This window comes from Micromonospora sp. DT63, from assembly GCF_049841615.1.
GTDB lineage: Bacteria > Actinomycetota > Actinomycetes > Mycobacteriales > Micromonosporaceae > Micromonospora.
In genome coordinates, this window is sequence record NZ_JBNCKQ010000008.1 from 58,041 (window position 1) to 78,207 (window position 20,167).

At 73.2% G+C, this 20,167-nt stretch carries 22 protein-coding genes; 7 read left to right on the forward strand and 15 right to left on the reverse strand.

The genetic code is table 11. The features are described from left to right. Nucleotides 1-421 precede the first annotated feature (421 nt). The 7 genes from ACLQ27_RS26155 to ACLQ27_RS26185 all read right to left on the reverse strand — a co-directional run bounded on the left by ACLQ27_RS26155 (nucleotide 422) and on the right by ACLQ27_RS26185 (nucleotide 9,010). Nucleotides 422-1,147: an ABC transporter ATP-binding protein gene (locus tag ACLQ27_RS26155; RefSeq protein WP_234589014.1), complete on the reverse strand. Its 726-nt coding sequence runs from the start codon at nucleotides 1,145-1,147 to the stop codon at nucleotides 422-424. Between the two features lie 11 nt (nucleotides 1,148-1,158). Continuing rightward, nucleotides 1,159-2,154 (reverse strand): ABC transporter ATP-binding protein, encoded by a 996-nt coding sequence (locus ACLQ27_RS26160; protein ID WP_234588998.1) that lies wholly within the window; start codon nucleotides 2,152-2,154, stop codon nucleotides 1,159-1,161. Between the two features lies 1 nt (nucleotide 2,155). After that, on the reverse strand, nucleotides 2,156-4,861 hold the full coding sequence (locus ACLQ27_RS26165; protein WP_357498584.1) for an FtsX-like permease family protein: 2,706 nt from the start codon (nucleotides 4,859-4,861) through the stop codon (nucleotides 2,156-2,158). Continuing rightward, nucleotides 4,858-8,055 carry an FtsX-like permease family protein gene (locus ACLQ27_RS26170; RefSeq protein ID WP_425869143.1) on the reverse strand — a complete coding sequence of 1,066 codons (3,198 nt, stop codon included), beginning with the start codon at nucleotides 8,053-8,055 and terminating at the stop codon, nucleotides 4,858-4,860. Before ACLQ27_RS26170 ends, ACLQ27_RS26165 begins: the two co-directional genes overlap by 4 nt. A 108-nt stretch (nucleotides 8,056-8,163) precedes the next feature. Then, nucleotides 8,164-8,319 carry a hypothetical protein gene (locus ACLQ27_RS26175; protein WP_234588995.1) on the reverse strand — a complete coding sequence of 52 codons (156 nt, stop codon included), beginning with the start codon at nucleotides 8,317-8,319 and terminating at the stop codon, nucleotides 8,164-8,166. Continuing rightward, nucleotides 8,316-8,531, reverse strand: coding sequence for a helix-turn-helix domain-containing protein (locus ACLQ27_RS26180; RefSeq protein ID WP_007457017.1), 216 nt, complete (start codon nucleotides 8,529-8,531; stop codon nucleotides 8,316-8,318). The genes ACLQ27_RS26175 and ACLQ27_RS26180 overlap by 4 nt, the downstream gene beginning before the upstream one ends. Continuing rightward, on the reverse strand, nucleotides 8,531-9,010 hold the full coding sequence (locus tag ACLQ27_RS26185; RefSeq protein ID WP_425869146.1) for a DUF2975 domain-containing protein: 480 nt from the start codon (nucleotides 9,008-9,010) through the stop codon (nucleotides 8,531-8,533). Before ACLQ27_RS26185 ends, ACLQ27_RS26180 begins: the two co-directional genes overlap by 1 nt. Nucleotides 9,011-9,092: 82 nt before the next feature. Here ACLQ27_RS26185 and ACLQ27_RS26190 point away from each other — a divergent pair, with 82 nt between their 5' ends. After that, nucleotides 9,093-9,512 carry a barstar family protein gene (locus ACLQ27_RS26190; protein ID WP_425869148.1) on the forward strand — a complete coding sequence of 140 codons (420 nt, stop codon included), beginning with the start codon at nucleotides 9,093-9,095 and terminating at the stop codon, nucleotides 9,510-9,512. 43 nt (nucleotides 9,513-9,555) lie between these two features. Here ACLQ27_RS26190 and ACLQ27_RS26195 read toward each other — a convergent pair whose 3' ends face one another. Next, the gene (locus tag ACLQ27_RS26195; protein WP_425869150.1) at nucleotides 9,556-10,806 is read right to left on the reverse strand and encodes a DUF222 domain-containing protein; all 1,251 of its coding nucleotides are present in this window, start codon (nucleotides 10,804-10,806) and stop codon (nucleotides 9,556-9,558) included. Nucleotides 10,807-10,881: 75 nt separating this feature from the next. Next, a complete protein-coding gene (locus ACLQ27_RS26200; protein ID WP_425869152.1) occupies nucleotides 10,882-11,070 on the reverse strand; it encodes a hypothetical protein in 189 nt (62 codons plus the stop codon). A gap of 202 nt (nucleotides 11,071-11,272) precedes the next feature. Between ACLQ27_RS26200 and ACLQ27_RS26205 the strand changes: the two genes are divergently transcribed. Further along, entirely contained in the window at nucleotides 11,273-11,443 is a 171-nt protein-coding gene (locus tag ACLQ27_RS26205) for a hypothetical protein (RefSeq protein WP_425869153.1), read from the forward strand. Nucleotides 11,444-11,454: 11 nt separating this feature from the next. Here the strand turns inward: ACLQ27_RS26205 and ligD are convergent, their stop codons facing one another. Beyond that, entirely contained in the window at nucleotides 11,455-12,492 is a 1,038-nt protein-coding gene (ligD, locus tag ACLQ27_RS26210; protein WP_425869154.1) for a non-homologous end-joining DNA ligase, read from the reverse strand. Nucleotides 12,493-12,539: 47 nt separating this feature from the next. Between ligD and msrB the strand changes: the two genes are divergently transcribed. Further along, entirely contained in the window at nucleotides 12,540-12,944 is a 405-nt protein-coding gene (gene msrB / locus ACLQ27_RS26215) for a peptide-methionine (R)-S-oxide reductase MsrB (RefSeq protein WP_234588985.1), read from the forward strand. Nucleotides 12,945-12,953: 9 nt separating this feature from the next. On the opposite strand, the gene ACLQ27_RS26220 is transcribed toward msrB, so the two are convergent. The 3 genes from ACLQ27_RS26220 to ACLQ27_RS26230 all read right to left on the reverse strand — a co-directional run bounded on the left by ACLQ27_RS26220 (nucleotide 12,954) and on the right by ACLQ27_RS26230 (nucleotide 14,735). Further along, nucleotides 12,954-13,526: a DUF305 domain-containing protein gene (locus ACLQ27_RS26220; RefSeq protein ID WP_425869155.1), complete on the reverse strand. Its 573-nt coding sequence runs from the start codon at nucleotides 13,524-13,526 to the stop codon at nucleotides 12,954-12,956. A 65-nt stretch (nucleotides 13,527-13,591) separates the two neighbouring features. After that, complete coding sequence (locus ACLQ27_RS26225) at nucleotides 13,592-14,350, reverse strand: lytic polysaccharide monooxygenase (RefSeq protein WP_357498565.1); 759 nt, start codon at nucleotides 14,348-14,350, stop codon at nucleotides 13,592-13,594. 109 nt (nucleotides 14,351-14,459) lie between these two features. Then, nucleotides 14,460-14,735 carry a glycoside hydrolase gene (locus tag ACLQ27_RS26230; protein ID WP_357498564.1) on the reverse strand — a complete coding sequence of 92 codons (276 nt, stop codon included), beginning with the start codon at nucleotides 14,733-14,735 and terminating at the stop codon, nucleotides 14,460-14,462. A gap of 155 nt (nucleotides 14,736-14,890) precedes the next feature. Here ACLQ27_RS26230 and ACLQ27_RS26235 point away from each other — a divergent pair, with 155 nt between their 5' ends. From ACLQ27_RS26235 to ACLQ27_RS26250, 4 genes are all read left to right on the forward strand, one after another. Further along, entirely contained in the window at nucleotides 14,891-15,151 is a 261-nt protein-coding gene (locus ACLQ27_RS26235) for a Prokaryotic metallothionein (RefSeq protein WP_357575530.1), read from the forward strand. A gap of 179 nt (nucleotides 15,152-15,330) precedes the next feature. Then, nucleotides 15,331-16,275 carry a DMT family transporter gene (locus ACLQ27_RS26240; RefSeq protein ID WP_357498560.1) on the forward strand — a complete coding sequence of 315 codons (945 nt, stop codon included), beginning with the start codon at nucleotides 15,331-15,333 and terminating at the stop codon, nucleotides 16,273-16,275. 24 nt (nucleotides 16,276-16,299) lie between these two features. Beyond that, nucleotides 16,300-16,755, forward strand: coding sequence for a GNAT family N-acetyltransferase (locus ACLQ27_RS26245; RefSeq protein WP_425869158.1), 456 nt, complete (start codon nucleotides 16,300-16,302; stop codon nucleotides 16,753-16,755). A gap of 118 nt (nucleotides 16,756-16,873) precedes the next feature. Continuing rightward, nucleotides 16,874-18,007, forward strand: coding sequence for a lytic polysaccharide monooxygenase auxiliary activity family 9 protein (locus ACLQ27_RS26250; RefSeq protein ID WP_425869160.1), 1,134 nt, complete (start codon nucleotides 16,874-16,876; stop codon nucleotides 18,005-18,007). A gap of 51 nt (nucleotides 18,008-18,058) precedes the next feature. Here the strand turns inward: ACLQ27_RS26250 and hemQ are convergent, their stop codons facing one another. Next, complete coding sequence (gene hemQ, locus ACLQ27_RS26255; RefSeq protein ID WP_007456984.1) at nucleotides 18,059-18,760, reverse strand: hydrogen peroxide-dependent heme synthase; 702 nt, start codon at nucleotides 18,758-18,760, stop codon at nucleotides 18,059-18,061. After that, complete coding sequence (hemG, locus tag ACLQ27_RS26260) at nucleotides 18,757-20,166, reverse strand: protoporphyrinogen oxidase (protein ID WP_425869162.1); 1,410 nt, start codon at nucleotides 20,164-20,166, stop codon at nucleotides 18,757-18,759. Before hemG ends, hemQ begins: the two co-directional genes overlap by 4 nt. Nucleotide 20,167 lies beyond the last annotated feature (1 nt).

The window sequence follows — 20,167 nt, forward strand, 5'->3', positions numbered from 1 at the left end:
GCTCGAACGGCCGACGCGCCGACCCCGATACCCAGCCACGCCGGCCCGACGGTCCACATCCGGGGCAGCTCGAACGGCCGACGCGCCGACCCCGATACCCAGCCACGCCGGCCCGACGGTCCACATCCGGGGCAGCTCGAACGGCCAGCGCGCTCACCCCGATACCCGGCCGCGTCGGCCGGATGGTCCATATCTGGGGCAGCTCGACAGGATGCGAACAGACCACAGCCGGTTGGCTCTGACCAAGCCCGCGCCGCCCGCGCCCCGCAGCCTGTGACCGCTGACCGCAGACCGCAGATCACCGCCCACCGACCGAAGACCACGGACCGCCGACCGCCGATCACCGATCACCGACCACCGACCACCGACCACCGACCAGGACACACGGACCACGGACCAGGACCACGGCCGAGGGCGGCGGTCAGCCGTCGACCAGGCGGCCGTCGCGCAGGACGAGCACCCGGTCCGCGAGGTCGATCAGGGCCGGGTCGTGTGTGGCCACCAGGGCCGTCATGCCACGGGCGTGCACCACCGCGCGCAGCAGGTCCATGATGGAGCGGCCGGTCTCCGAGTCCAGCTGTCCAGTGGGTTCGTCGGCGATGAGCAGGTCCGGCTCGTTGGCGAGCGCGCGGGCGACCGCCACGCGCTGCTGCTGCCCGCCGGACAGCTCGTACGGGCGCTGCGCCGCGTGCCCGCCCAGCCCCACCAGCTCCAGCAGCACCGCCACGCGCTGCTCCCGCTCCGCGGCCGGCACCTGCGCCAGTCGCAACGGCACGCCCACGTTCTCGGCGGCGGAGAGGATCGGCACCAGCCCGAAGGTCTGGAAGACGAAACCGACGGTGCCCCGGCGCAGCCGCAGCAGCTCGGCCTCCCCGGCCGAGGTCACGTCGTGCCCGGCCACCATGACCTGACCGCTGTCCGGCCGGTCCAGTCCGCCGATGATGTTGAGCAACGTGGTCTTGCCGGCGCCGGAGCGACCCCGGATGGCGACCAGCTCACCACGGTTGGCGCTGAACGAGACATCGCGTACCGCCTGCACGGCGTGCTCACCGCGACCGAAGGTCCGGCTCACGCCGCTGACCCGCACCACCTCGTCCGCGGGCGTTCCGGAGCTGCCGCTGAACCCGGCCGTTCCGGCCACCACCATGTCCTGAGGGCTCACGCCCGTGCCTCCCGCTCGTCCGAGGCCCGGTCACCGGGCCGTACCTGCACGTGGTCGGGCTCCAGATCGAGCCGGACCCGCTCTTTCAGCGACAGCGCGTCGACGAACGCGGCCGGCAGCTGCATCCGGCCGTTGCGGTCCAGCACCGCGTACTCCTCGCTGACCAGTTCGGTGTTGCCGTCCGCGCCGACGCGCGCGGTCCGGCGTACCTCGGAGGCGGTTCGGCCGTCGCGGATCGCGACGGTCCGGCGGACCTGGGTGGCCACGGCGTGGTCGTGGGTGACGACGACGATGGTCACGCCCAGTTCGGCGTTGATGGTGCGCAGCGCCGCGAAGACCTCCGCGCCGGTGGCCTCGTCCAGTTCACCGGTCGGCTCGTCGGCGAAGAGCACCTCCGGGTCGTTGGCCACGGCCACCGCCACCGCGCACCGCTGCTGCTCGCCGCCGCTGAGCTGGCCCGGCCGGCGGTCCGCGCAGTAGCCCACGCCGACCATGTCGAGCAGCTCCCGGGCCCGTTCCCGGCGGGCCTTGGCGCCCCGCTTGCCGGCCAACTGCATCGGCAACTCGACATTCTCCAGCGCGGTCAGGTACGGCAGCAGGTTGCGACCCGTCTGCTGCCAGACGAACCCGACCAGCTCGCGCCGGTAGCTCAGCCGCCGCTTGGCCGACAGCGAGAGCAGGTCGTAGTCGGCCACCCGGGCGATGCCGGCGGTCGGCGTGTCCAGACCGGAGAGAATGTTGAGCAGGGTCGACTTGCCCGAGCCGGACGCGCCGACGATCGCCACCAGCTCACCCCGGTCGATGACCAGGTCCAGACCCTGCAGGGCGACGACCTCCACCCCCTCGGTCTTGAAGATGCGCACCAGACCGTCGCAGACGATGTGTCCGCGCAGTCGGTCCTGCCCGCCGGCCCGCTCGGCAGCGCGTTGCGCGGCCCTCTGTTGCAGGGCGGCCAGGTCGGGCACCAGTGACGTCTGTTCGGTAACGGTCATCTCAGCTCTCCTCTCCGAGCCGGAGCACCTCACCGAGGCGCAGCCGGCGGTTGTTCAGGGCCTCGACGGCGACCGCGAAGCCGAGGGCGACCGCCCCGAGTGCGAACACCGCGACGACCAGGCCGGGTTCGAACGCCACCCGGACCGGCACTCCGCCGGTGAACGCGGACAGGCCGAGCACCGGATTGAGCACCAGCGGGAGCACCGCGCCGACCAGCGCGCCGGTCAGCACCGACACGCCGACCAGCGGTGCCAGCTCGACCAGCAGCAGCCCTCGCCACTGCCGGCGGGACAGGCCGAGGGTGCGCAGCCGGGACAGCACCTGCCCCCGGGCCCGCGCGCCGGCCAGCACGGTGAACGCGATGGCCAGCAGTCCGAGCACGGTGCCGCCGGCGGCGCCCGCCACGAACCCGAAGGCCAGCACGCCGTTCGCGCCACCGTCACCGAGGTCCCGTCGTACGGCCGCTCGGGTGTCGACGGTGACTCCGAGCGGCCGTTCCCGGCCGGTGACCGCACCCTGCTGCTGGTAGCGCAGCTGGCCCTGGTCACCGGCCTGCCGGAGCGCCTCCACATCGAGCCGGTCCCCGGCGACGAGCAGGCTGGTCGGCACGGGCGTGGTGTTCCGCGGCGGCAGCGCCTGCCAGGGCAGGATGACAAACCGGCTGGTGCTCTGCGCCAACAGCGGGAAGCTGTCCTGCGCGCCGGCGACCCGGAACTCGTACCGCTGCCCCTGCACCGACACGAACGCCGAGCGGTCCAGGCCCGCCCGCGACAGGTCGGCGGCGACGGCCGGGGACACGATCGCGGGCAGCGGTCCCGGTTCGGCCCGGGCGGAGCGCAACGCGTCAGGGACCGTCACGTCGACCTCCGCGTCGCCGGCCACCCGGGCCAGTCCGGGGCCGTCGACCAGCAGCACCGTCGTCTGTCCGACCCGCGCGTCGGTGCCCACCTCGTCGGTGGCCAGCCGCTCGTCCGGCTCGATCAGGACCGGGGTGGCTGCCTGCACGCCGGGCAGACCGGCCAACGCCTCGACCGTGTCCGGGGCGAAGCGTTCCCCCCGGATCACCGCGTCGGCGGGAACGGTCCGCTCCACGGCCCGGTCGCGGCTGGCGTCGACGCCTGCGGCGACCACCGCGCAGAACGCCGCGGTGCCGATCGCCAGCACCACGACGACCAGTGGCGCGGCGACGGCGGATCGCCCGGCCCGCGCGGTGCCGAGGAATGTCACGCTGCCGCGCGTCCGCGCGGCCAGCCGGCTGACCAACCGCAACGGCCACGGGTACGCGCGCAGCGCGAGCACCGCCGCGGCGACCGCGAGCAGCACCGGCACGGACACCAGCAGCGGGTCCACCTCGCCGAGGGTGAGCCCGCGTCGGCGCAGCAGCACCGCGGCGAGCCCGGCCAGCAGCAGCAGGGAGACCTCGACGGTGAGCCGGCGGGCCGACGGGCGCACCCGGACCAGGTCCCGGCGAGCGGCACCGCCACCCTGCACGGCCAGTGTCGCCAGCGGCAGCGCCAGGGTGACCAGCACGGTCGCCGCCGCGGCGTACCGGGCGGTCGGATCCGGAGCGCCGGGGAACAGGGTGCCGAGCAACCAGCCGGCCACTGCGGCGACCGGCACCACCAGCAGTGACTCGGCCAGACTGCGACGGGCGCCTGCGGTGGCGGCGCCACCACGGGCCCGGATCAACGCGAACTCCGAGCGGCGCCGACGGGTGGCCAGGATGGCCGCGAGCACGATCAGACCGGCCAGGGTGGCCAGCACGCCGGCGCCGATGACGGCGAGCAGGGTACGGGCGGCGTTCAGCTGGGCGGCGAACGCCCGCAGCGGAACGTCGACGCCGATGGTCAACGCGAAGCCCGGCGGAACGTTGCGCTGCATCTCCTGCAGGCCGCCGATCATCTCGTCCAGACCGCGTGCGTCGATCCGGTCGACGCCCAGTCGGTACCGCCACTCGGACTGGATCGGCCAGCCCTCCGTGGCTCGCTTGTTCATGGCGGACTGGGCGATCACGCCGGTGATGGTGAACGGCTGGCCGTCGCCTTGCGGTTCAATGATTCGCAGCAGCTGCGGCAGTCCGTCCCACATCCCGTCCGCGCGGTCGATGGGCCGGAACAGCCCGGACACCACCACCGGTTTCGGGTCGCCGAAGGTACCCGCGAGATCGACGGTGCCGATGCGCAGCCGGCTGCCGGCGCGCAGGTTGAGCTTGCGGGCCACGTCGACGTCCAGCGCGACCTCGATCGGCCGGTCCGGAACGTACGTCTCACTGGGCCAGGTGCCCTCGACGAGGACGCCGGCGTCCTGAATCCCGGGCATGGCCCGCAGACCCAGGTCGACAAGCAGTTTGCGGGCCGCGAGGTCCGGCCCGACCAGGCGGGTCGGGGGGAGGTCCACCCGGTGCCACGACTCGGTGACGGCCGAGCGCACCTGCGGCGGCATCGCCGCGAGCAGGCCGTCGAATTTCTCCTGCGACTCCGCCATCGCCGTCTTCGTCGTGGGAATGGCGGAGTTCGACGTGTACGAGAGGTCCCGGCGGGCGGCGGGCTCATTGGTGAGCTGCGCCCGCAGCCCCTGTTCCGCGAGCCGGTTGACGAGTCGGGGCACTCCGCTGACCAGCAGAGTGACCACCAGGGTCAGCACTGCCAGAAGCAGGAACTGCCCGCCGTACGCCCGGACCCGGCGGGCGGCCGCGCCGACGCTCATCGTTCTCCCCCGATTCGCAGCTGCACCGCCGCCACCCGCTGACGGATGCCGGCGGCGATGAACGCGCTGAAGGCGAGCGCCGCCAGCAGCAGGCCGACCGCGGTCAGGCCGATGGGCACCCAGGGCAGCGCGAAGGCCGCCGGGGGCACCGGCCGGCCGGCGGCCGGGGTGAGGATGACCAGTGGAGCCATGGTGGCCCCGACGGTGGCGCCGAGCAGCAGCCCGACCCCGACGCCGATGCCGGCCAGGAAGGTCTGTTCGGCCAGCAACGCCCGGGCCAGCAGCCGGGGTGTGGCGCCGAGGGTGTGCAGCACCGCGAACTCGCCCAGTCGACGCCGGGCCGTGGCCCACACGTCGACCATGAGACCGACCAGGGCGAGCAGCACCGCCCCGAGCGCCGCGGCGAGCATCCCCGTACGCGACCCACGCCAGTACGGGTCGTCGGCGGCGGCCTCGATCACGGCTCGCCGGTCGAGGACTGTGACCCCCGTCAACTCACCTGTGGCGCGGGCCGCGGCGGCCGGGTCGTCGGCGCCGATCCACCACTCCGGCACCGGCCGGATGGTCCCGCCGGAGCGGATCAGCGCGTCGACCGCCGTGGGCAGGTCGAGCAGCACGCCCTCGCCGGTGGTGGTCGGCACGGAGTCCAGTTCGCCGAGCAGTCGGGCCGGCACGGACGCGCCGGAGAGGGTCAGGGTGAAGGTGTCGCCGGTGCGCAGGCTCAACGCGTCGCGTACCCCGGGGGTCATCAGCACCGGAACGGGTGCGATGTCTCCGGCGGGCACGATGGCGAACCGGGTGGGCGGTTGGTAGGCGAACTGCCCGCCGGGGATCACCTCCACCGGGAAGCTCGCGGCGACGCCCGACGCGGTGGACCGTGCGACGGCGGGCGCCTGGTTGCCGTCCTGGCGGCCGGTCGTCGTGTTCCATTGCCCGGTCAGTTCGGCGGGTCGGGTGGTGCCGTCCGCGCCGACGAGCGTCAGCCCCTCCACCTGGAGCTGGTACGAGTTCCCGGCCGCCGCCCCGCCGTCGGCCTCGAAGCCGGCGAGCCGCAGCCGCGCCGGGCCCACGTCGGGCAACTGCACGGTGAACGGCGCAGGCCGTCCGTCGCTGGTGGCGCTGACCGCCGGCAGCCGGAAGGCGAGCCCGTCGCTGCTGGTGACCAGCAGCGCCACCGCGATCTGCTGTGGCCGGACGGCCTGGCCGACGGGGGTGCGAGCCGTGCCGGTGATCGCACGGGTGCCGACGGGCAGTTCGACGCCGGCGGGGGCGCCACGCGCGGCGACCATCCGTTGGTACTGCGTCGACACCGGCTCGTCGCTGAGCCGGTCGGCGAGCCGGACGACACCGGCCGCGCTGGCCGGGTCGAACCCGATCACGGTCACGGGAAGGTCCCCGCGGCCGACCCGTACCTCGTCGCGCCACGCCGGCACCGCCCGGTGCACGCCCGGCAGCGCGGCGAGCTGACCGGCCCGGGACGGCGGGGCGGAGCCGGCCCGCTCGGTGACCCGCAGGTCGGCGCCGACCGTGTGGCCGGCCTGCTCGACCTGGGACCGCTCGCCCGTGCTGACCAGTGACCAGGCCAGGGTGCTCCCGCCGACGGCGAGGGCGAGCAGCAGCACGGGCCCGGCGTGCGGACGCCTGCCGGCCTGCCACATGCCGAACATGGTGGCCGTCCACGGCCGCCGGTCAACGAACCGCTCGGCGAACCGGGTCAGCGGCGGGAGCACCCGCAGCGCCAGCACGGCCCCGGCCAGCACACCGAGGGTCGGGGCGGCCACCAGCAGCGGGTCGAGCCCGAGACGGCCGTTCGAGCCGGCCAGCGGTGAGGCGTACCGGCGCAGTTGCACCCAGGCGAGCACGGCGAGTGCGACAAGCACCAGGTCGACGCTGGCCCGCTGGATGCTCGCCGACCGGTTCGGCCGGGACCGGGCGGCCATGTCGGCCACGTACGTGCCGGCCCCGCGCAGCGTCGGCGCGACCATGGCCACCAGGCATCCGGCGGCGGTCGCCGCGGCAACTGCCCAGACCAGGGTGGCGTTGCCGCCGGAGGCGGACAGTTCCGCCGCCCCGCCGGGCCGGACGAACCGCAGCGCCTCCCCGGCGAGCACCGGCCCGAGCAGGGCGGCCGGCGCCACCACGAGGGTCGCTTCCCGAGCGGCCAGGCCCGCGAGTTGGCGCCGGGCAGCGCCCCGGGCGCGCAGCAGTGCGGTCTGTGGACGGCGGTCCTCGTGCAGCAGGGCGGCGACCAGCACCAGCGCGTACCCGCCGAGCACCAGGATGAGCAGCAGCGGAGTGGCCAGCGCGGAGCGTCCCACCAGGTCGGCGCGGGCGATCCGGTCGAGCAGTTGGTCCATCTTCGTCAGGGACTGCGCCGAGCTGCCCAGTTGGGCGGCCTCCGGCACCGCCGTCGAGGCCGCGTTCACGGCGGCCCGCACCGCGGGCAGGTCACCGGCGTCGACGCCGCCGAGGTCCGGTTCGGCCAGCCAGGACGCCGTCACCGAGCCCGGGAAGGCGGTCGCGAAGTCGGCCGGGTCCAGCGCGAACGGCCCGTACGAGGTGGCCGACCCGGCGCTGCCCACACCCACGCCGGGGGCCAGCAGCCAGTACGCCTCGGCCGGGTCGCGGGGCCGCCAGGTCCCGGCGAGCACCACCTCGCTGGCCTTCTCGGTGGAGCGGTCGCGCAGCGGGATCCGCTCGCCGGTGGTGAGGCCGAGTGTCGTGGCGACCCGTTCCGGCAGGCTCACCTGGACGGGTTTCGCTCCGGGACGCGGCCACGCTCCGCTGGCCAGTTCGGCGTGCGCGGCCAGGTCGTCGAGGGTGGCCAGGTTCGCGAAGATCGGCTCGTCGCCTGTGCGCGGCACCGAGCCGAGGTCGCCGGTCAACTCCCGGCCGGTGCCGTACTGGGCCCCGGCGACGGTGACCGGGACCCCGGCGAGCCCGTCGGCGAACTGGGCACGTGCCGCCTGGTCGCGGGTGGCGAACTCGGCGGCGTCACGGCCGCCGGCGCCGCTGATGAGCAGGCCGCGTTCCTCGGCCGGCGACGCGGCGACCAGCGCCCGCTGCCCGGCGTCCACCGCCCGGCGGTTGTAGTCGGACAGACCGGTGACCAACGCTACGGCCACCAGGGCGGCGATCACCGCGGCAACCAGCAGACCCCGCGCCTCGCGGGCCCGCCTCCACACCAGCTTCATCCGACGCCTCCCCTGGCCCTGGCGGGCCGACGACCTTCAAGACAGGTCACCTACGGGGAAAGGTTCGCGCCCGTTACATGATCGTTATTACGAGTACGGCAGGCGTGGTCACGTTCCGCGCCGGGCCGTCCGTACCGCGAACAGCACCGCGCCCACGACGAGCAGGGCGCCGATGAGCTGGAGGCCCGGCGAGTCGTCGGCTCCTCCGTACACGACGGCGGCGACGCCGAGGGCGACGACGAGAACGGCGATGACGTACCTCATGGGGTTTCCTCCTCGACCCACTCGAGCAGGTCTCCGGGCTGACAGTCGAGCACTCGGCACATCGCTTCCAGGGTGCTGAAGCGGACGGCCTTGGCGCGGCCGTTCTTCAGGACCGCCACGTTCGCCGGGGTGAGCCCGACGCGCTCGGCGAACTCGCCGACGCTCATCTTGCGCTTGGCCAACTCGACGTCGATGCGGACGATGATGGGCATCAGATCACCGCTTCCATGTCGGTACGCAGCGTCGTGGCCTGCCGCAGCAGCGCGCGCATCACGACCATGAGGAGCCCGAGCACCGTGACGCCCATCGTCAACAGGAACAGCAGGATCGGGCCGCCCGGGTCGTCCGCGTTGAAGCCCACGTAGAGGAAGACGCCCACCAGCACCACCCACCCCGCGCCGATGGCCCACACGATCAGGTCGACCCACTTCAGGGACGCCTCGGTGAAGATGCGGTCGTCCTTGACCAGGCTGAGCAACTTCCAGGTGCAGACGATCACCACCTGGACACACAGCACCCAGAACACCGTCACGGCGGTCAGCGGCCACCGGAGGTACGCGTGCTCCGGCGACTCCTGGGCCATGTGCGCGAACTGCCCCGGTAACGAGAAGCTCTGAAAGCCGACCAGGACCACGAACAGCACCACGAGAAAGACTCTGAGAGCGGCTACCGCTCGACGTTCAACAACCATGCATCGATTTTCGCTCGTTACCTATCGAAAGTCAATCGGTACAGCGTCAACGTCATCCGCCTGGGACTCGCATACTTGGACCGTGACCAACCAGAGCGACGCTCTCCCCGTGCTGAGCATCGACGGCGCCTCGTTCGTCGACTTCGCCGGCTTCGTACGCGAGTTCTCGCGGCTGCTGCCGGACGCGACGTGGAACGGAAACCTCGACGCCTTCAACGACATCCTGCACGCAGGCTTCGGCACCCCCGAGACGCAGTGGGTGCTCAGGTGGCTCAACTCCGACGCGTCGCGGGCGGCACTCGGTCAGGACGCGACGGTCCGCTGGCTGGAGCAGATCCTGCGCACCTGCCACCCGTCGAACCGCGCCGACGTCGAGGCCAGGCTCCGCGGCGCGCGACGCGGCCAGGGACAGACGCTGTTCGACATGATCGTCGAGATCATCCGCGACCACGGCCCACGCGGCGAGGAATCCGAGAACGGCATCATCCTCGAACTGCTCTGAACCGCGTGGCTGGCCGGCGAGAAGGAACCCGGGTGCCGATCGCCTACGTTCGCCGGTGGTAGTGGTTGCGGCGCGGCAGCTGCTCCGGGTCGAGCCAGGCCGGCGGCACGAATTCCGGGTGGCCGTCGCCGCCGAGGCGGACGGCCCAGTCGCTCTGGTGGACGTGGCGGTGGTGGTGGCCGCACAGCAGAACGGCGTTGTCGAGGCTGGTCGTGCCACCGTCGACCCAGTGGCGGATGTGGTGGGCGGCGCACCAGCGCGACGGCCGGTCACAGCCCGGAAACGTGCAGCCGCCGTCCCGCAGCACCAGTGCCCGACGCAGCGGCCCGGTGACCAGTCGGCGTTGCCGGCCGACATCGAGGACCTGACCGCTGCCGCCGAGCACGGCAGGCAGGATGGCGGCATCGCAGGCGAGCCGACGCACCGACTCGGGGGTGAGATGCGGGCCGATGTCGAGGACGCCGGCATGCAGTTGCCGCGCCAGGCCGTCGTAACTGGTGGTGACGACGACCTGGGCGGGGTCGCCGCCGTGCTCGGGCAGCTCACCGGTACGCAGGGCGAGTCGGCACACGTCGGCGAGGGCATCGTGGCGGCGCTGCCCGGGGCTGCGGCTGTCATCCGGCCCGGAGAGCGCGCAGAGAGGATCGATGGCGGCCCGCAGCAGGGCAGCGGCTTCCGCGTCGAGCGTGCCGGCGAGCCGCAGCCGGCCGCTGGCCTGCTCGGAGATGGTGACGTGCCGGTCGCGGGCGGCTCGGGTGGCCTCGGCCTTCAAGGCCGCTGCGGCGGCAGCATCGGCGAGGTCGGGGGCGACGTGGTCGAGGATCCGAGTGCCCATCTTGCGCAGCAGGGTGGGTTCGAACTGCTCGGCCCACTCCACCAGCACGCCGACCGCCTTGTCGACGACCTCGGCGCCCGCCGAGGCCGACACGGCGGCGGCGGTGTCGACGATGACCCGGGCCTGCTCGACGCTGACGACCCCATCCGCCAGGGCGGCCCGCGCGCCGGGCGGGGCCACGTCGAGCGAGGCAGCGAGCCCGACCAGCCGCCGGGCGACGGCGACGTCGAGGCGTAGGCGGTGGCGCAGCCACACCGCCGTCGAGGACGCACCCTGCGCGACCGCGACACCCCGGCCGTCCAGCTCGCGAACCGCCGCCAACTGCACCGCCGCCAGACGCTGCTGCAGCCGGTGGGTGGCATCGATCGTCGCGATCAGGTCACGCTCGGAGAGGGCCCAGGCAGCAGCGTCGGCGCAGGCCGCCACCGCACTCTCCGCCCGCGCCAACTCATCGATCACCCACAAATTTTAGAACGGGTGTACGACACTTTCGCAGTCCGCAGGACCACATGCCGCCCGAACTGAGCAGCTTCCTCAGCCTTCGACCAACTCCGGCCGATGCTCCCTGATCCAGGCCATCACGTCCGACTTCCGCCAGACCTTTCCCTGCACCAGATCCGCCACCGGCTCCGGAAAGTTCCGGTGGCTGGTGATGACGTAGACCCGCTGCTTGCTGATGCCGCCGAGCATCACTCGAATCTCCGCAGCGCCCACCAGCTCCATACGGCGGACGCTAGAGAGTTGCCCCGGCTCCTTGACTCGGGGCAACGCCCCGGTCACCGTAAAGGGTATGCCTACATCGGACGTGCCCATCCCTGACCGTCGGCCACTTCGCGGCCTTCATCCCGTACACCAGCACCTGCCGCGCCGGCCACTGTGGCTCTGCCGGGTCTGCTGCGACCGGTGGACGTGCCCGTCGGCACGGATGTTGCTGCGAGTCGAGTACCGGGCGGACCGGGTGGGGCTGTCGATCTACATGGCCAGCCAGTTGTTCGACGCCACGGCCGATCTGTACCGACTCAACCCCGATCCACCGCCCGACCCGGCGCAGCTGTTCGCCCGGTTTCTGGCGTCGACCGCCCAACCATCCCCGTGAGGCAGAGGCCGTCAGACGGTGTCGTTGTCGGGGGTGCGCTTGGCGCGGCTGGGCTGCACGCGCTTGGGTTCGCCGGGCATCTTGGGGTGGTCCGGTGGGTACGGCAGGTCGCCCTGGCCGGCGGCGGCGTCGCGCTCGGCCCACTCCAGCAGGGGCGTGATGTCCCACGGGGCGTCGTCGATGCCGGCGTGCGGGTCGCCCTGCTCGGCGAGCCGGGTCGGGACGCTGCGCAGGTCGAAGTCGTCCGGGTCGACGTCGGGCAGCTCGTCCCAGGTGACCGGGGTGGAGACGGTCGCCCGGGCGTTGGCCCGCAGCGAGTACGCGCAGGCGATCGTCCGGTCCCGGGCCATCTGGTTGTAGTCGACGAAGACCCGCGTGCCGCGCTCCTCCTTCCACCAGGCGGTGGTCACCAGGTCGGGGTTGCGGCGCTCCACCTCCCGGGCCAGCGCGATCGTGGCGCGGCGCACCTCGGTGAACGTCCAACGGGGCTGGATGCGCAGGTAGACGTGCACGCCGCGGCCGCCGGAGGTCTTCGGCCAGCCGGTCGCGCCCAGCTCGTCGAGGAGCGCGCGGACCTCCCCGGCGGCCCGCGCCGCGTCGGCGAAGTCGGTGCCGGGCTGCGGGTCGAGGTCGATGCGCAGCTCGTCGGGGCGGTCCACGTCGGCGGCGCGCACCGGCCACGGGTGGAAGACGATCGTGCCCATCTGTGCCGCCCAGGCCACGTGCGCCAGATCGGCCGGGCAGAGTTCGGCCGCGCTGCGACCGCTGGGGAAGGTGATCTGGGCGGTGGTCACCCAGGGCGGCACGCCCCGGGTGGGCACCCGCTTCTGGAAGAACGCCTCACCCTCGACGCCCTCGGGGAAGCGTTGCAGCGTGGTGGGCCGGTCGCGCAGGGCGCGCATGATCCCGTCGCCGACCGCCAGGTAGTAGTGGAAGACGTCCGCCTTGGTGAACCCCCGCTGCGGGAAGATCACGCGGTCCGGACTGCTCAGCCGTACGCTGCGCCCGGCCACCTCGACCTCGGCGACCGCTGCCTTGGTGCCACCCATCCCGCGACCTTATGCCACGCCCCCGACGTTCGACGTACCGTTGACTGGTGAGTCTTGACGACAACAACCTGCCCAAGACCGAGGACGAGTGGCGTGTCCGCCTGAGCCCCGAGGAGTTCCACGTCCTGCGGGAGGCCGGCACCGAACGCCCGTGGGTCGGTGAGTACGTGGACACCAAGACCCAGGGGGTCTACCACTGTCGCGCCTGCGGTCTCGAACTCTTCTCCAGCGACACGAAGTTCGACTCGCACTGCGGGTGGCCGAGCTTCGACGACGCCATCCCGGGCCGGGTCAAGGAGATCGAGGACCGCAGCCTCGGCATGGCCCGTACGGAGATCCGCTGCGCCCGCTGCGACAGCCACCTCGGGCACGTGTTCCACGGCGAGGGCTTCACCCCGAAGGACACCCGGCACTGCGTCAACTCGATCTCGGTCCGGCTGGAACCGCGCTGACGGGCGCGTTCAGGGCGTACCCCTGAGAAGTTCGACCTCCGCGCTGCGGGACTGGTCGATCCGCCGGGCCAGGTCGCGGACCTGCTCGTTGCGACCGACGCCGACCTGGGCCCGGGCCAGGTCGGCGGCGGCCCGCTGGTGGTCGGCGAGGACCTCGCGCAGCACCCGGTCGACGTCGGCGTCCGACGCGGCCCGCAGCCGGTCAAGCGCGGTGTCGTCGCCGTGCCCGGCGTGGTCGTGCCCGGCCGCGCTCACGCCCGGCCCGGTCGTGGGCAGCCAACCGCGCATGGCCGACAGCTCGTCGGCCTCGGTCGCCTCGATGGCGGCGGCCAGGGTGCGCAGCGAGTCGTCGCGCAGCCGGTCCCGGACGAGCCGGACGATCTGCAACGTGCGTTCGGTGTGCCCGACCATCGTGCTCAGGAACACCACGTCGATGCCGCTCAGCTCAGCTCCGGTCGGCGCGGGCCCGACCGCCGCCGACGCGGCCGGGGACGCGGAAGCTGGCGGGCGCTCCGACGGCCCTGCGCAGGCGGTGAGCAGCGACGCGACGACCAGGCAGGTCAGCAGGGTTGCGCGGGGCATGCCGAGGGCTCCGATCATCCGGGGACGGCGCGGCACGGGTGCGGCCGGGGCCGCACCCGTGTCGGTCACACCTGTTGCCAGAGGGCCGGCACGTTCGGCGGCTCCCAGCCGAGGATCGCCGTGTGGGCCTGCCGGCAGCGGTACGTCAGGCCGCCGTAGGTGACCTGGTCGCCGACCTGGTACGCCCGGCCGGCGGTCCAGGTGCCACCCGTCGCGGGCGGCGTCGTCGGCGGGGTCGTCGGCGCCGTGGTCGGGCTGGTGGTGGGCCGTGGCGTGGGTGAGGTCGTCGGCGTGGGGGTGGGCGTCGATCCGCCGCCGCCGATCTGCACGTCGATGCAGGAGTAGAACGCGTTCGCCGTGTCGGAGATGTTCCACACCGCGAGGATCTTCTGCCGGCCGGAGAAGCCGCCCAGGTTGACGGTGTGCGAGACAGTGGCGCCGGGCTGCTGCCCGTTGCCGTTGACCACGCCGACGCGGGTGTTGCCGATCCAGTACTCCCAGTTGCTGGTGGCGTGCCGGGCGGTGTTGACCCAGGTGAAGGTCAGCGAGCTGCCGACCGACGTGGCCGGCCAGCCCCGGCTGTCGTCGTTGAGGACGGCGAACTGGGCGATGCCGGCGTTGCAGCTCTTGAGGCCCTTGGGTCCTTCGACGCTCTGCGGCTCGTACTTGATCTGGCCGCAGTCGGGCACCCGGCCCTGGGCGCAGAGCGCCTGCCGGCTCGGTGGGGCGGAGACGTAGCCGTGCGCCTGGGCGGGCGCGGCGACGGTGAGGGTGGCGGCGACAGCGCCCGCCGCCACCAGCGGGACGGTGATTCTTCGACGCATGGGGGCAGCTCCTTCTCCAGGTGCGGTGAGGTGCCCCCAAGGTAATTTAAACTTTATTAACAGTAAAGAGCGCGGTCGATAAATACATCGATGGTGACGACTTCGCTCCTCAGAGTCGCAGCAGGCTGCCGCGGTCGTCGACGTCGTCGGCCGTCTCGTCGTCGAGCCAGACCCCGCCGCTGGCGAGATAGCGGAACCGGTACTCCCCCGGGCCGAGCTTCACCGTCACCGTCCGGGTGCCGTCGCGGCGGGCCACCAACTCGTGCCGGCCGGGCTCCCAGTCGTTGAAGGAGCCCACGACGCTCACCGGGCCGGGCGGGGTGTCCCGCGGGAGGCAGAACGTCACCCGGGTCTGGCTGCCGAAGAGCTTGTTGCGTTTGATCATGGCGATCCTCCGGGGTCACGGCGCTCATCGGACCTAACGGACGACACGCCGGAGCCGACACGCCGCCCAACCCGGCCAGCTGGCGGCAACCCGCCCGCCGCCGCCCCACCCTGGGGCACTCTGAGGGCACATGTCCTGATACGGGGGGTTTTTCGGTGGCAACCTGCGAGGTCTGCGGCAACGACTACTGGATGGCGTTCGAGGTGCACACCGTCAGCGGCGACGTGCACACCTTCGACTCGTTCGAGTGCGCCGTCCACCGCCTGGCGCCCATCTGCGAACACTGCCAGGTCAAGATCGTCGGGCACGGCGTGGAGGTCAACGGCCGGTTCTTCTGCTGCGGGCACTGCGCCCGCGCGGTCGAGGGCGCCGAGGGCGCCGAGATCCGCGACGCCGTCGGCGCCCGCCCCGCCTGACCGCGCGCCCTGCGGTACGGTCGCCCGATGCGGCCACTGCTGGGCGTCCTGCCCCCGCCGCGCTCCTGAGCGGAGCGCCGCGCCCCACACCGACCGGGTGACCCACCCCGGCCGGTCAGTTCGCCGTACGCGCTCCGTCGACGTCGTCCCCGGCAACGTCATCCCAACGGAGCGCAACAGTGTCCACGTCCCGTACCGCGCCGCCGGCCACCCCGGCCCCGGCCGCCCTGAAGGCCCGCACCGGCCTGATCCAGATCACCGTCACCGGAGTCCTGTGGGGCACCACAGGTGTGGCGGTGCAACTGCTGCGCGAGGGCACCGGGCTCAGCCCGGTGAGCATCGGCTTCCACCGTCTCGCGATCGCCGCGCTCGTGCTGCTGGCGTGCAGCGCCGGCCGACTCCGCACACTCCTGGCCGCCCTGCGCGCGGCACCCGTACCGCTGCTGCTCACCGGCGTCGGCCTCGGCCTCTACCAGGCGCTCTACTTCGCCGCCGTGGCCCTCGCCGGGGTCAGCGTGGCCACCGTGGTGAGCCTGGGCCTGGCGCCGGTGCTCGCGGCGACCTGGGAGTCGCTGCGGGCCCGCCGGCTTCCCGGCCCGACACGCCTCGGCACCCTGATCACCGCCGTGGCCGGGCTCGCCCTGATCACCGGGGCCACCGCCGAGCCCACCACGGCGGCGCCGGCCCCGCTGCTGGGCCTGCTCGCGGCCGCCGGGTCCGGCCTCGGGTACGCGGTGACGACTCTGATCAGCCGCCAGGTGTCGCAGCACACCGCACCGATGACACTGACCACCATCTCCACGGTGGTCGGCGCGCTGACCCTGGCGCCGATGGCACTTGTCGCCGGCGTCGCCGTCGACGTACGCCTCGACACCCTGGCGCTGCTGCTGCACCTCGGCATCGTCACCACCGCCGTGGCGTACGCGCTGTTCTACGCCGGGCTGCGCACGACGGCCGGCAGCGTCGCGGCCGTCCTGACCCTGCTCGAACCGCTGACGGCGGCGGCGCTGGCCGTGGCGCTGCTGCACGAGCCGCTCCCCCTGCCGGTACTCCTCGGCGGCGCGCTGCTGCTCACCGCCGTGGCCGCCACCTACCTCGCGCCGACCCGCGGAGACGCCGCGTGAGCCGGCCCGGCCTACGATCGGTGGGTGCCCCAGCAGACCACCGAGATCCGGGCGGCGTCCTTCGCCGACCTGGACGCCCGCACCTTCCACGACCTGCTCAAGCTGCGCATCGACGTGTTCGTGGTCGAGCAGAACTGCCCCTACCCCGAACTCGACGGGCGCGACGTGGAGCCGGGCACGCGCCACCTCTGGTTGACCGACGGCGACGCGCCGCTGGCGTACCTGCGGATCCTCGCCGACGCCGACGGCGCCGCCCGGATCGGTCGGGTGGTGGTGGCCCCGAAGGCGCGCGGCGGCGGGCAGGCGGGGCGGCTGATGACCGCGGCGCTGGACCTCGTCGGCAACCGGCCCTGCGTGCTGGAGGCCCAGTCGCACCTGGTCGGTTTCTACGCCCGGCACGGCTTCGCGGTGAGCGGCCCGGAGTACGTCGAGGACGGCATTCCGCACACCCCGATGCGCCGCAAGGTCATTGACGTCTGACGATCGACCTGGCATCGTGCCGGGTAGAGCCAGCGCGGGAGCAGCGCAGCAGGCACGGGAGCGGGCAACTCCCGGCCGTCCGGGTGTCGTCGTCCGACCTCATCCCCCCGGGGGCTCCATGTCCACTCTCGCCCGATCACCACGCGTGCTCCGGCCACTCGCCATCGCGGCGGCCGTCACGCTCCTGCTGACCACCGCGCTGAGCGTCGCGCTGGTCCAGCCCGCCTCCGCGCACGGCTCGGTCGTCGACCCGGCCTCGCGCAACTACAGCTGCTGGCAACGCTGGGGCAGCGACTTCCAGAATCCCCGGATGGCCACCGAGGACCCGATGTGCTGGCAGGCCTGGCAGGCCGACCCGCAGGCCATGTGGAACTGGAACGGGCTGTTCCGCGAGGGTGTGGCGGGCAACCACCAGGCCGCCGTCCCCGACGGCCAGCTGTGCAGCGGCGGACGCACACAGAACGGTCGCTACAACGCCCTGGACACCATCGGCGCGTGGAAGGCCACCCCGGTGTCGAACAACTTCCGGCTGCGCTTCTTCGACCAGGCCAGCCACGGCGCGGACTACATCCGGGTGTACGTGACCAAGCAGGGCTTCAACTCGTCGACCGAGGCGCTCGGCTGGGACGACCTGGAGCTGGCCGGCCAGATCGGCAACACCCCGGCGTCGCAGTGGGACAAGGACACCGGTGGCGTGTCCATCCAGATCCCGGTCAGCGCGCCGGGCCGCACCGGGCGGCACATCGTCTACACGGTCTGGCAGGCCAGTCACCTGGACCAGTCGTACTACCTGTGCAGTGACGTGGACTTCTCCGGCGGCACGAGCACCCCGCCGCCCACCACGCCGCCGCCGACGACCCCGCCGCCCACCACTCCGCCCCCGAGCACGCCGCCGCCGAGCACCCCGCCGCCGAGCACCCCGCCGCCGAGCACTCCCGTGCCGGCCGGCGCCTGCTACGCGACGTACTCGATCACCGGTCAGTGGGCCGGCGGCTTCCAGGCCGAGGTGAAGGTGACCGCGGGGGCCAACTCGCCGACCCAGAGCTGGTCGGTGAGCTGGAACTTCAACAACGGTCAACAGGTCGCGTCCGCGTGGAACGCCAACCTCACCACCAACGGCACGCTGGTGACCGCGCGCAACGTGAACTACAACGGCGCCCTGGCCGGCGGAGCGAGCACCACGTTCGGCTTCCTCGGCTCGTGGACCGGCAGCAACCCCGTTCCCCTGGTCTCCTGTACGAAGACCAGCTGATCCCCGTCCGGCGCCGCACCCGGGCGGGGGTGCGGCGCCGGCCGGCGGGGCTCAGACCAGGCAGTTGACGATCTCGGCGACCGACCGGCGGCGGCCCGTGTAGAACGGGACCTCCTCGCGGACGTGCCGGCGGGCCCCCGAGGCGCGCAGGTCCCGCATCAGGTCGACGATCCGGTGCAGCTCGTCGGCCTCGAAGGCGAGCATCCACTCGTAGTCACCCAGCGCGAACGACGCGACCGTGTTGGCGCGGACGTCCGGGTAGCCACGCGCCATCTTGCCGTGCTCGGCCAGCATCTCGCGCCGCTCGGCGTCGGGCAGCAGGTACCACTCGTAGGAGCGCACGAACGGGTAGACGCACAGGTAGGGGCGGGCCTCCTCGCCGGCGAGGAACGCCGGGATGTGGCTCTTGTTGAACTCCGCCGGCCGGTGCAGCGCCATCTGCGACCAGACCGGGGTCAGCGCCCGGCCCAGCGTGGTGCGGCGGAACCGCAGGTACGCGTCCTGCAGAGCGTCGCTCGACGCGGAGTGCCACCAGATCATCACGTCCGCGTCGGCGCGCAACCCGGACACGTCGTACACGCCCCGGATCACCACGTCCTTGCCGGCCAGCTCCTCGAAGAGGGACTCGACCTCACCTGTGACGTTGTCCCGCAGAGACGGCAGCGGGGCGCTCGCCCGGAACACCGACCACATCGTGTAACGGATGCTGTCGTTCAGCTCCCGCAACCGGGCCGCGTTGGTCTGCTCGGTCATCTCGCCGATCCTCCCAGTGCTGTGATGATCTCGTCGGCCGCCGTCTCGCCGGAGCGTACGCAGACCGGTATGCCGACACCGTCGTAACCGGCGCCGGCCAGGGCCAGTGTGGGATGCGCGGCCCGCAGCGCCGTCCGCGCTGCCGTCACCCGGTCGGCGTGCCCCGGCGCGTACTGGGGCAGCGCGCCGCCCCACCGCTGCACGTGCCCGTCGACCGGGGCGGGCAGCGGGGCGCCGAGCACCGCCGACAGCTCCCGGTGCACGGTGGCGGCCAGGTCGACGTCCGGGCGCTGGAGCTGCGCCTCCTCGCCGTAGCGGCCCACCGAGGCGCGCACCAGCGCCAGCCCGTCCGGCCGCCGCAGGTGCCCCCACTTCGTGGTGAAGAACGTGGCCGCCTTGATCAGCAACCCCTCGGTGCTCGGCACCAGGAAGCCGGACAGCTCGGGCAGCAGCGGCTGCGGCAACGCCAGGGTGACCAGCGCGACGCTCGCGTAGTCCAGCTCGCCCACCGCCGAGGCGGCCACCGGGGCCGGGCCGGCGAGCAGCCGGGCCGCCGGCCGGGCCGGCACCGCCAGCACCACGGCGTCCACGTCGACGAGCTCGGGAGCGCGGGTCGGGCCGACCGTGAGCCGCCAACCCGTGCCGGTGGGCGTGAGGTCGCGCACCGCGGCGTCCCGTCGTACCGTCGCGCCGCTGGCCGTCACCGCGGCCTCGACCAGCGTGCTCAGCCCACCGGCCAGGGTGCCGAAGACCGGGGCCCCCGGCGCGCGCGGCGCGGCGGCCTGCGCCGCCCGGACCGCGCCGACGAGGGTGTGCTCCACCCGGGCGGCACGTGCCAGCGCCGGCATCGTGGTGACCAGCGACAGGTCGTCCGCGCGGCCCGCGTACACGCCACCCAGCATCGGGTCGACCAACCGCTCGACCACCTCGTCCCCGAAGCGGGACCGGACCAGCGCGCCCACCGAGACGTCCGCGTCCGGCCCGACCAGCGGCCGGCCGCCGTCGGTGTCGGCGTCCGCGGCCGGGCGCGCGACAGTGGCCACCCGATCCAGATCCCCGGGTACGCCCACCAGCGTCCCGCCCGGGATGGGGCGCAGCCCTCCGTCGACGACAAGCGCGGCCTGCCCGACGCTCGGGTGCACGATCCGGTCCGCCAGGCCGAGCCGGCGGATCAGGGTCACCGCCGCGCTCTCGGCCCCCGTCGGGTCGCGCATCAGGAACGACTCGGCGCCGAACTCCACAGGCGCTCCGGCCAACGTCCCGGTGCGCAGCTTGCCGCCCACCGCGCCGGACTGCTCGTACACCGTGATCTCGGTGCCTTCCGGCGCGCGGTCGCGCAGCCGGACCGCGGCGGCCAGCCCGGCGATCCCGCCGCCGACCACCGCCACCCGCCAGGGCTGCCGCATC

Bases quoted from the DNA above. Each gene is read 5' to 3' on its own strand.
- ACLQ27_RS26155 (WP_234589014.1), bottom strand. From the start codon at position 1,147: ATGGTGGTGGCCGGAACGGCCGGGTTCAGCGGCAGCTCCGGAACGCCC.
- ACLQ27_RS26160 (WP_234588998.1), bottom strand. From the start codon at position 2,154: ATGACCGTTACCGAACAGACGTCACTGGTGCCCGACCTGGCCGCCCTG.
- ACLQ27_RS26165 (WP_357498584.1), bottom strand. From the start codon at position 4,861: ATGAGCGTCGGCGCGGCCGCCCGCCGGGTCCGGGCGTACGGCGGGCAG.
- ACLQ27_RS26170 (WP_425869143.1), bottom strand. From the start codon at position 8,055: ATGAAGCTGGTGTGGAGGCGGGCCCGCGAGGCGCGGGGTCTGCTGGTT.
- ACLQ27_RS26175 (WP_234588995.1), bottom strand. From the start codon at position 8,319: ATGAGGTACGTCATCGCCGTTCTCGTCGTCGCCCTCGGCGTCGCCGCC.
- ACLQ27_RS26180 (WP_007457017.1), bottom strand. From the start codon at position 8,531: ATGCCCATCATCGTCCGCATCGACGTCGAGTTGGCCAAGCGCAAGATG.
- ACLQ27_RS26185 (WP_425869146.1), bottom strand. From the start codon at position 9,010: ATGGTTGTTGAACGTCGAGCGGTAGCCGCTCTCAGAGTCTTTCTCGTG.
- ACLQ27_RS26200 (WP_425869152.1), bottom strand. From the start codon at position 11,070: ATGGAGCTGGTGGGCGCTGCGGAGATTCGAGTGATGCTCGGCGGCATC.
- ACLQ27_RS26205 (WP_425869153.1), top strand. From the start codon at position 11,273: ATGTTGCTGCGAGTCGAGTACCGGGCGGACCGGGTGGGGCTGTCGATC.
- ligD (WP_425869154.1), bottom strand. From the start codon at position 12,492: ATGGGTGGCACCAAGGCAGCGGTCGCCGAGGTCGAGGTGGCCGGGCGC.
- ACLQ27_RS26220 (WP_425869155.1), bottom strand. From the start codon at position 13,526: ATGCCCCGCGCAACCCTGCTGACCTGCCTGGTCGTCGCGTCGCTGCTC.
- ACLQ27_RS26225 (WP_357498565.1), bottom strand. From the start codon at position 14,350: ATGCGTCGAAGAATCACCGTCCCGCTGGTGGCGGCGGGCGCTGTCGCC.
- ACLQ27_RS26230 (WP_357498564.1), bottom strand. From the start codon at position 14,735: ATGATCAAACGCAACAAGCTCTTCGGCAGCCAGACCCGGGTGACGTTC.
- ACLQ27_RS26250 (WP_425869160.1), top strand. From the start codon at position 16,874: ATGTCCACTCTCGCCCGATCACCACGCGTGCTCCGGCCACTCGCCATC.
- hemQ (WP_007456984.1), bottom strand. From the start codon at position 18,760: ATGACCGAGCAGACCAACGCGGCCCGGTTGCGGGAGCTGAACGACAGC.
- hemG (WP_425869162.1), bottom strand. From the start codon at position 20,166: ATGCGGCAGCCCTGGCGGGTGGCGGTGGTCGGCGGCGGGATCGCCGGG.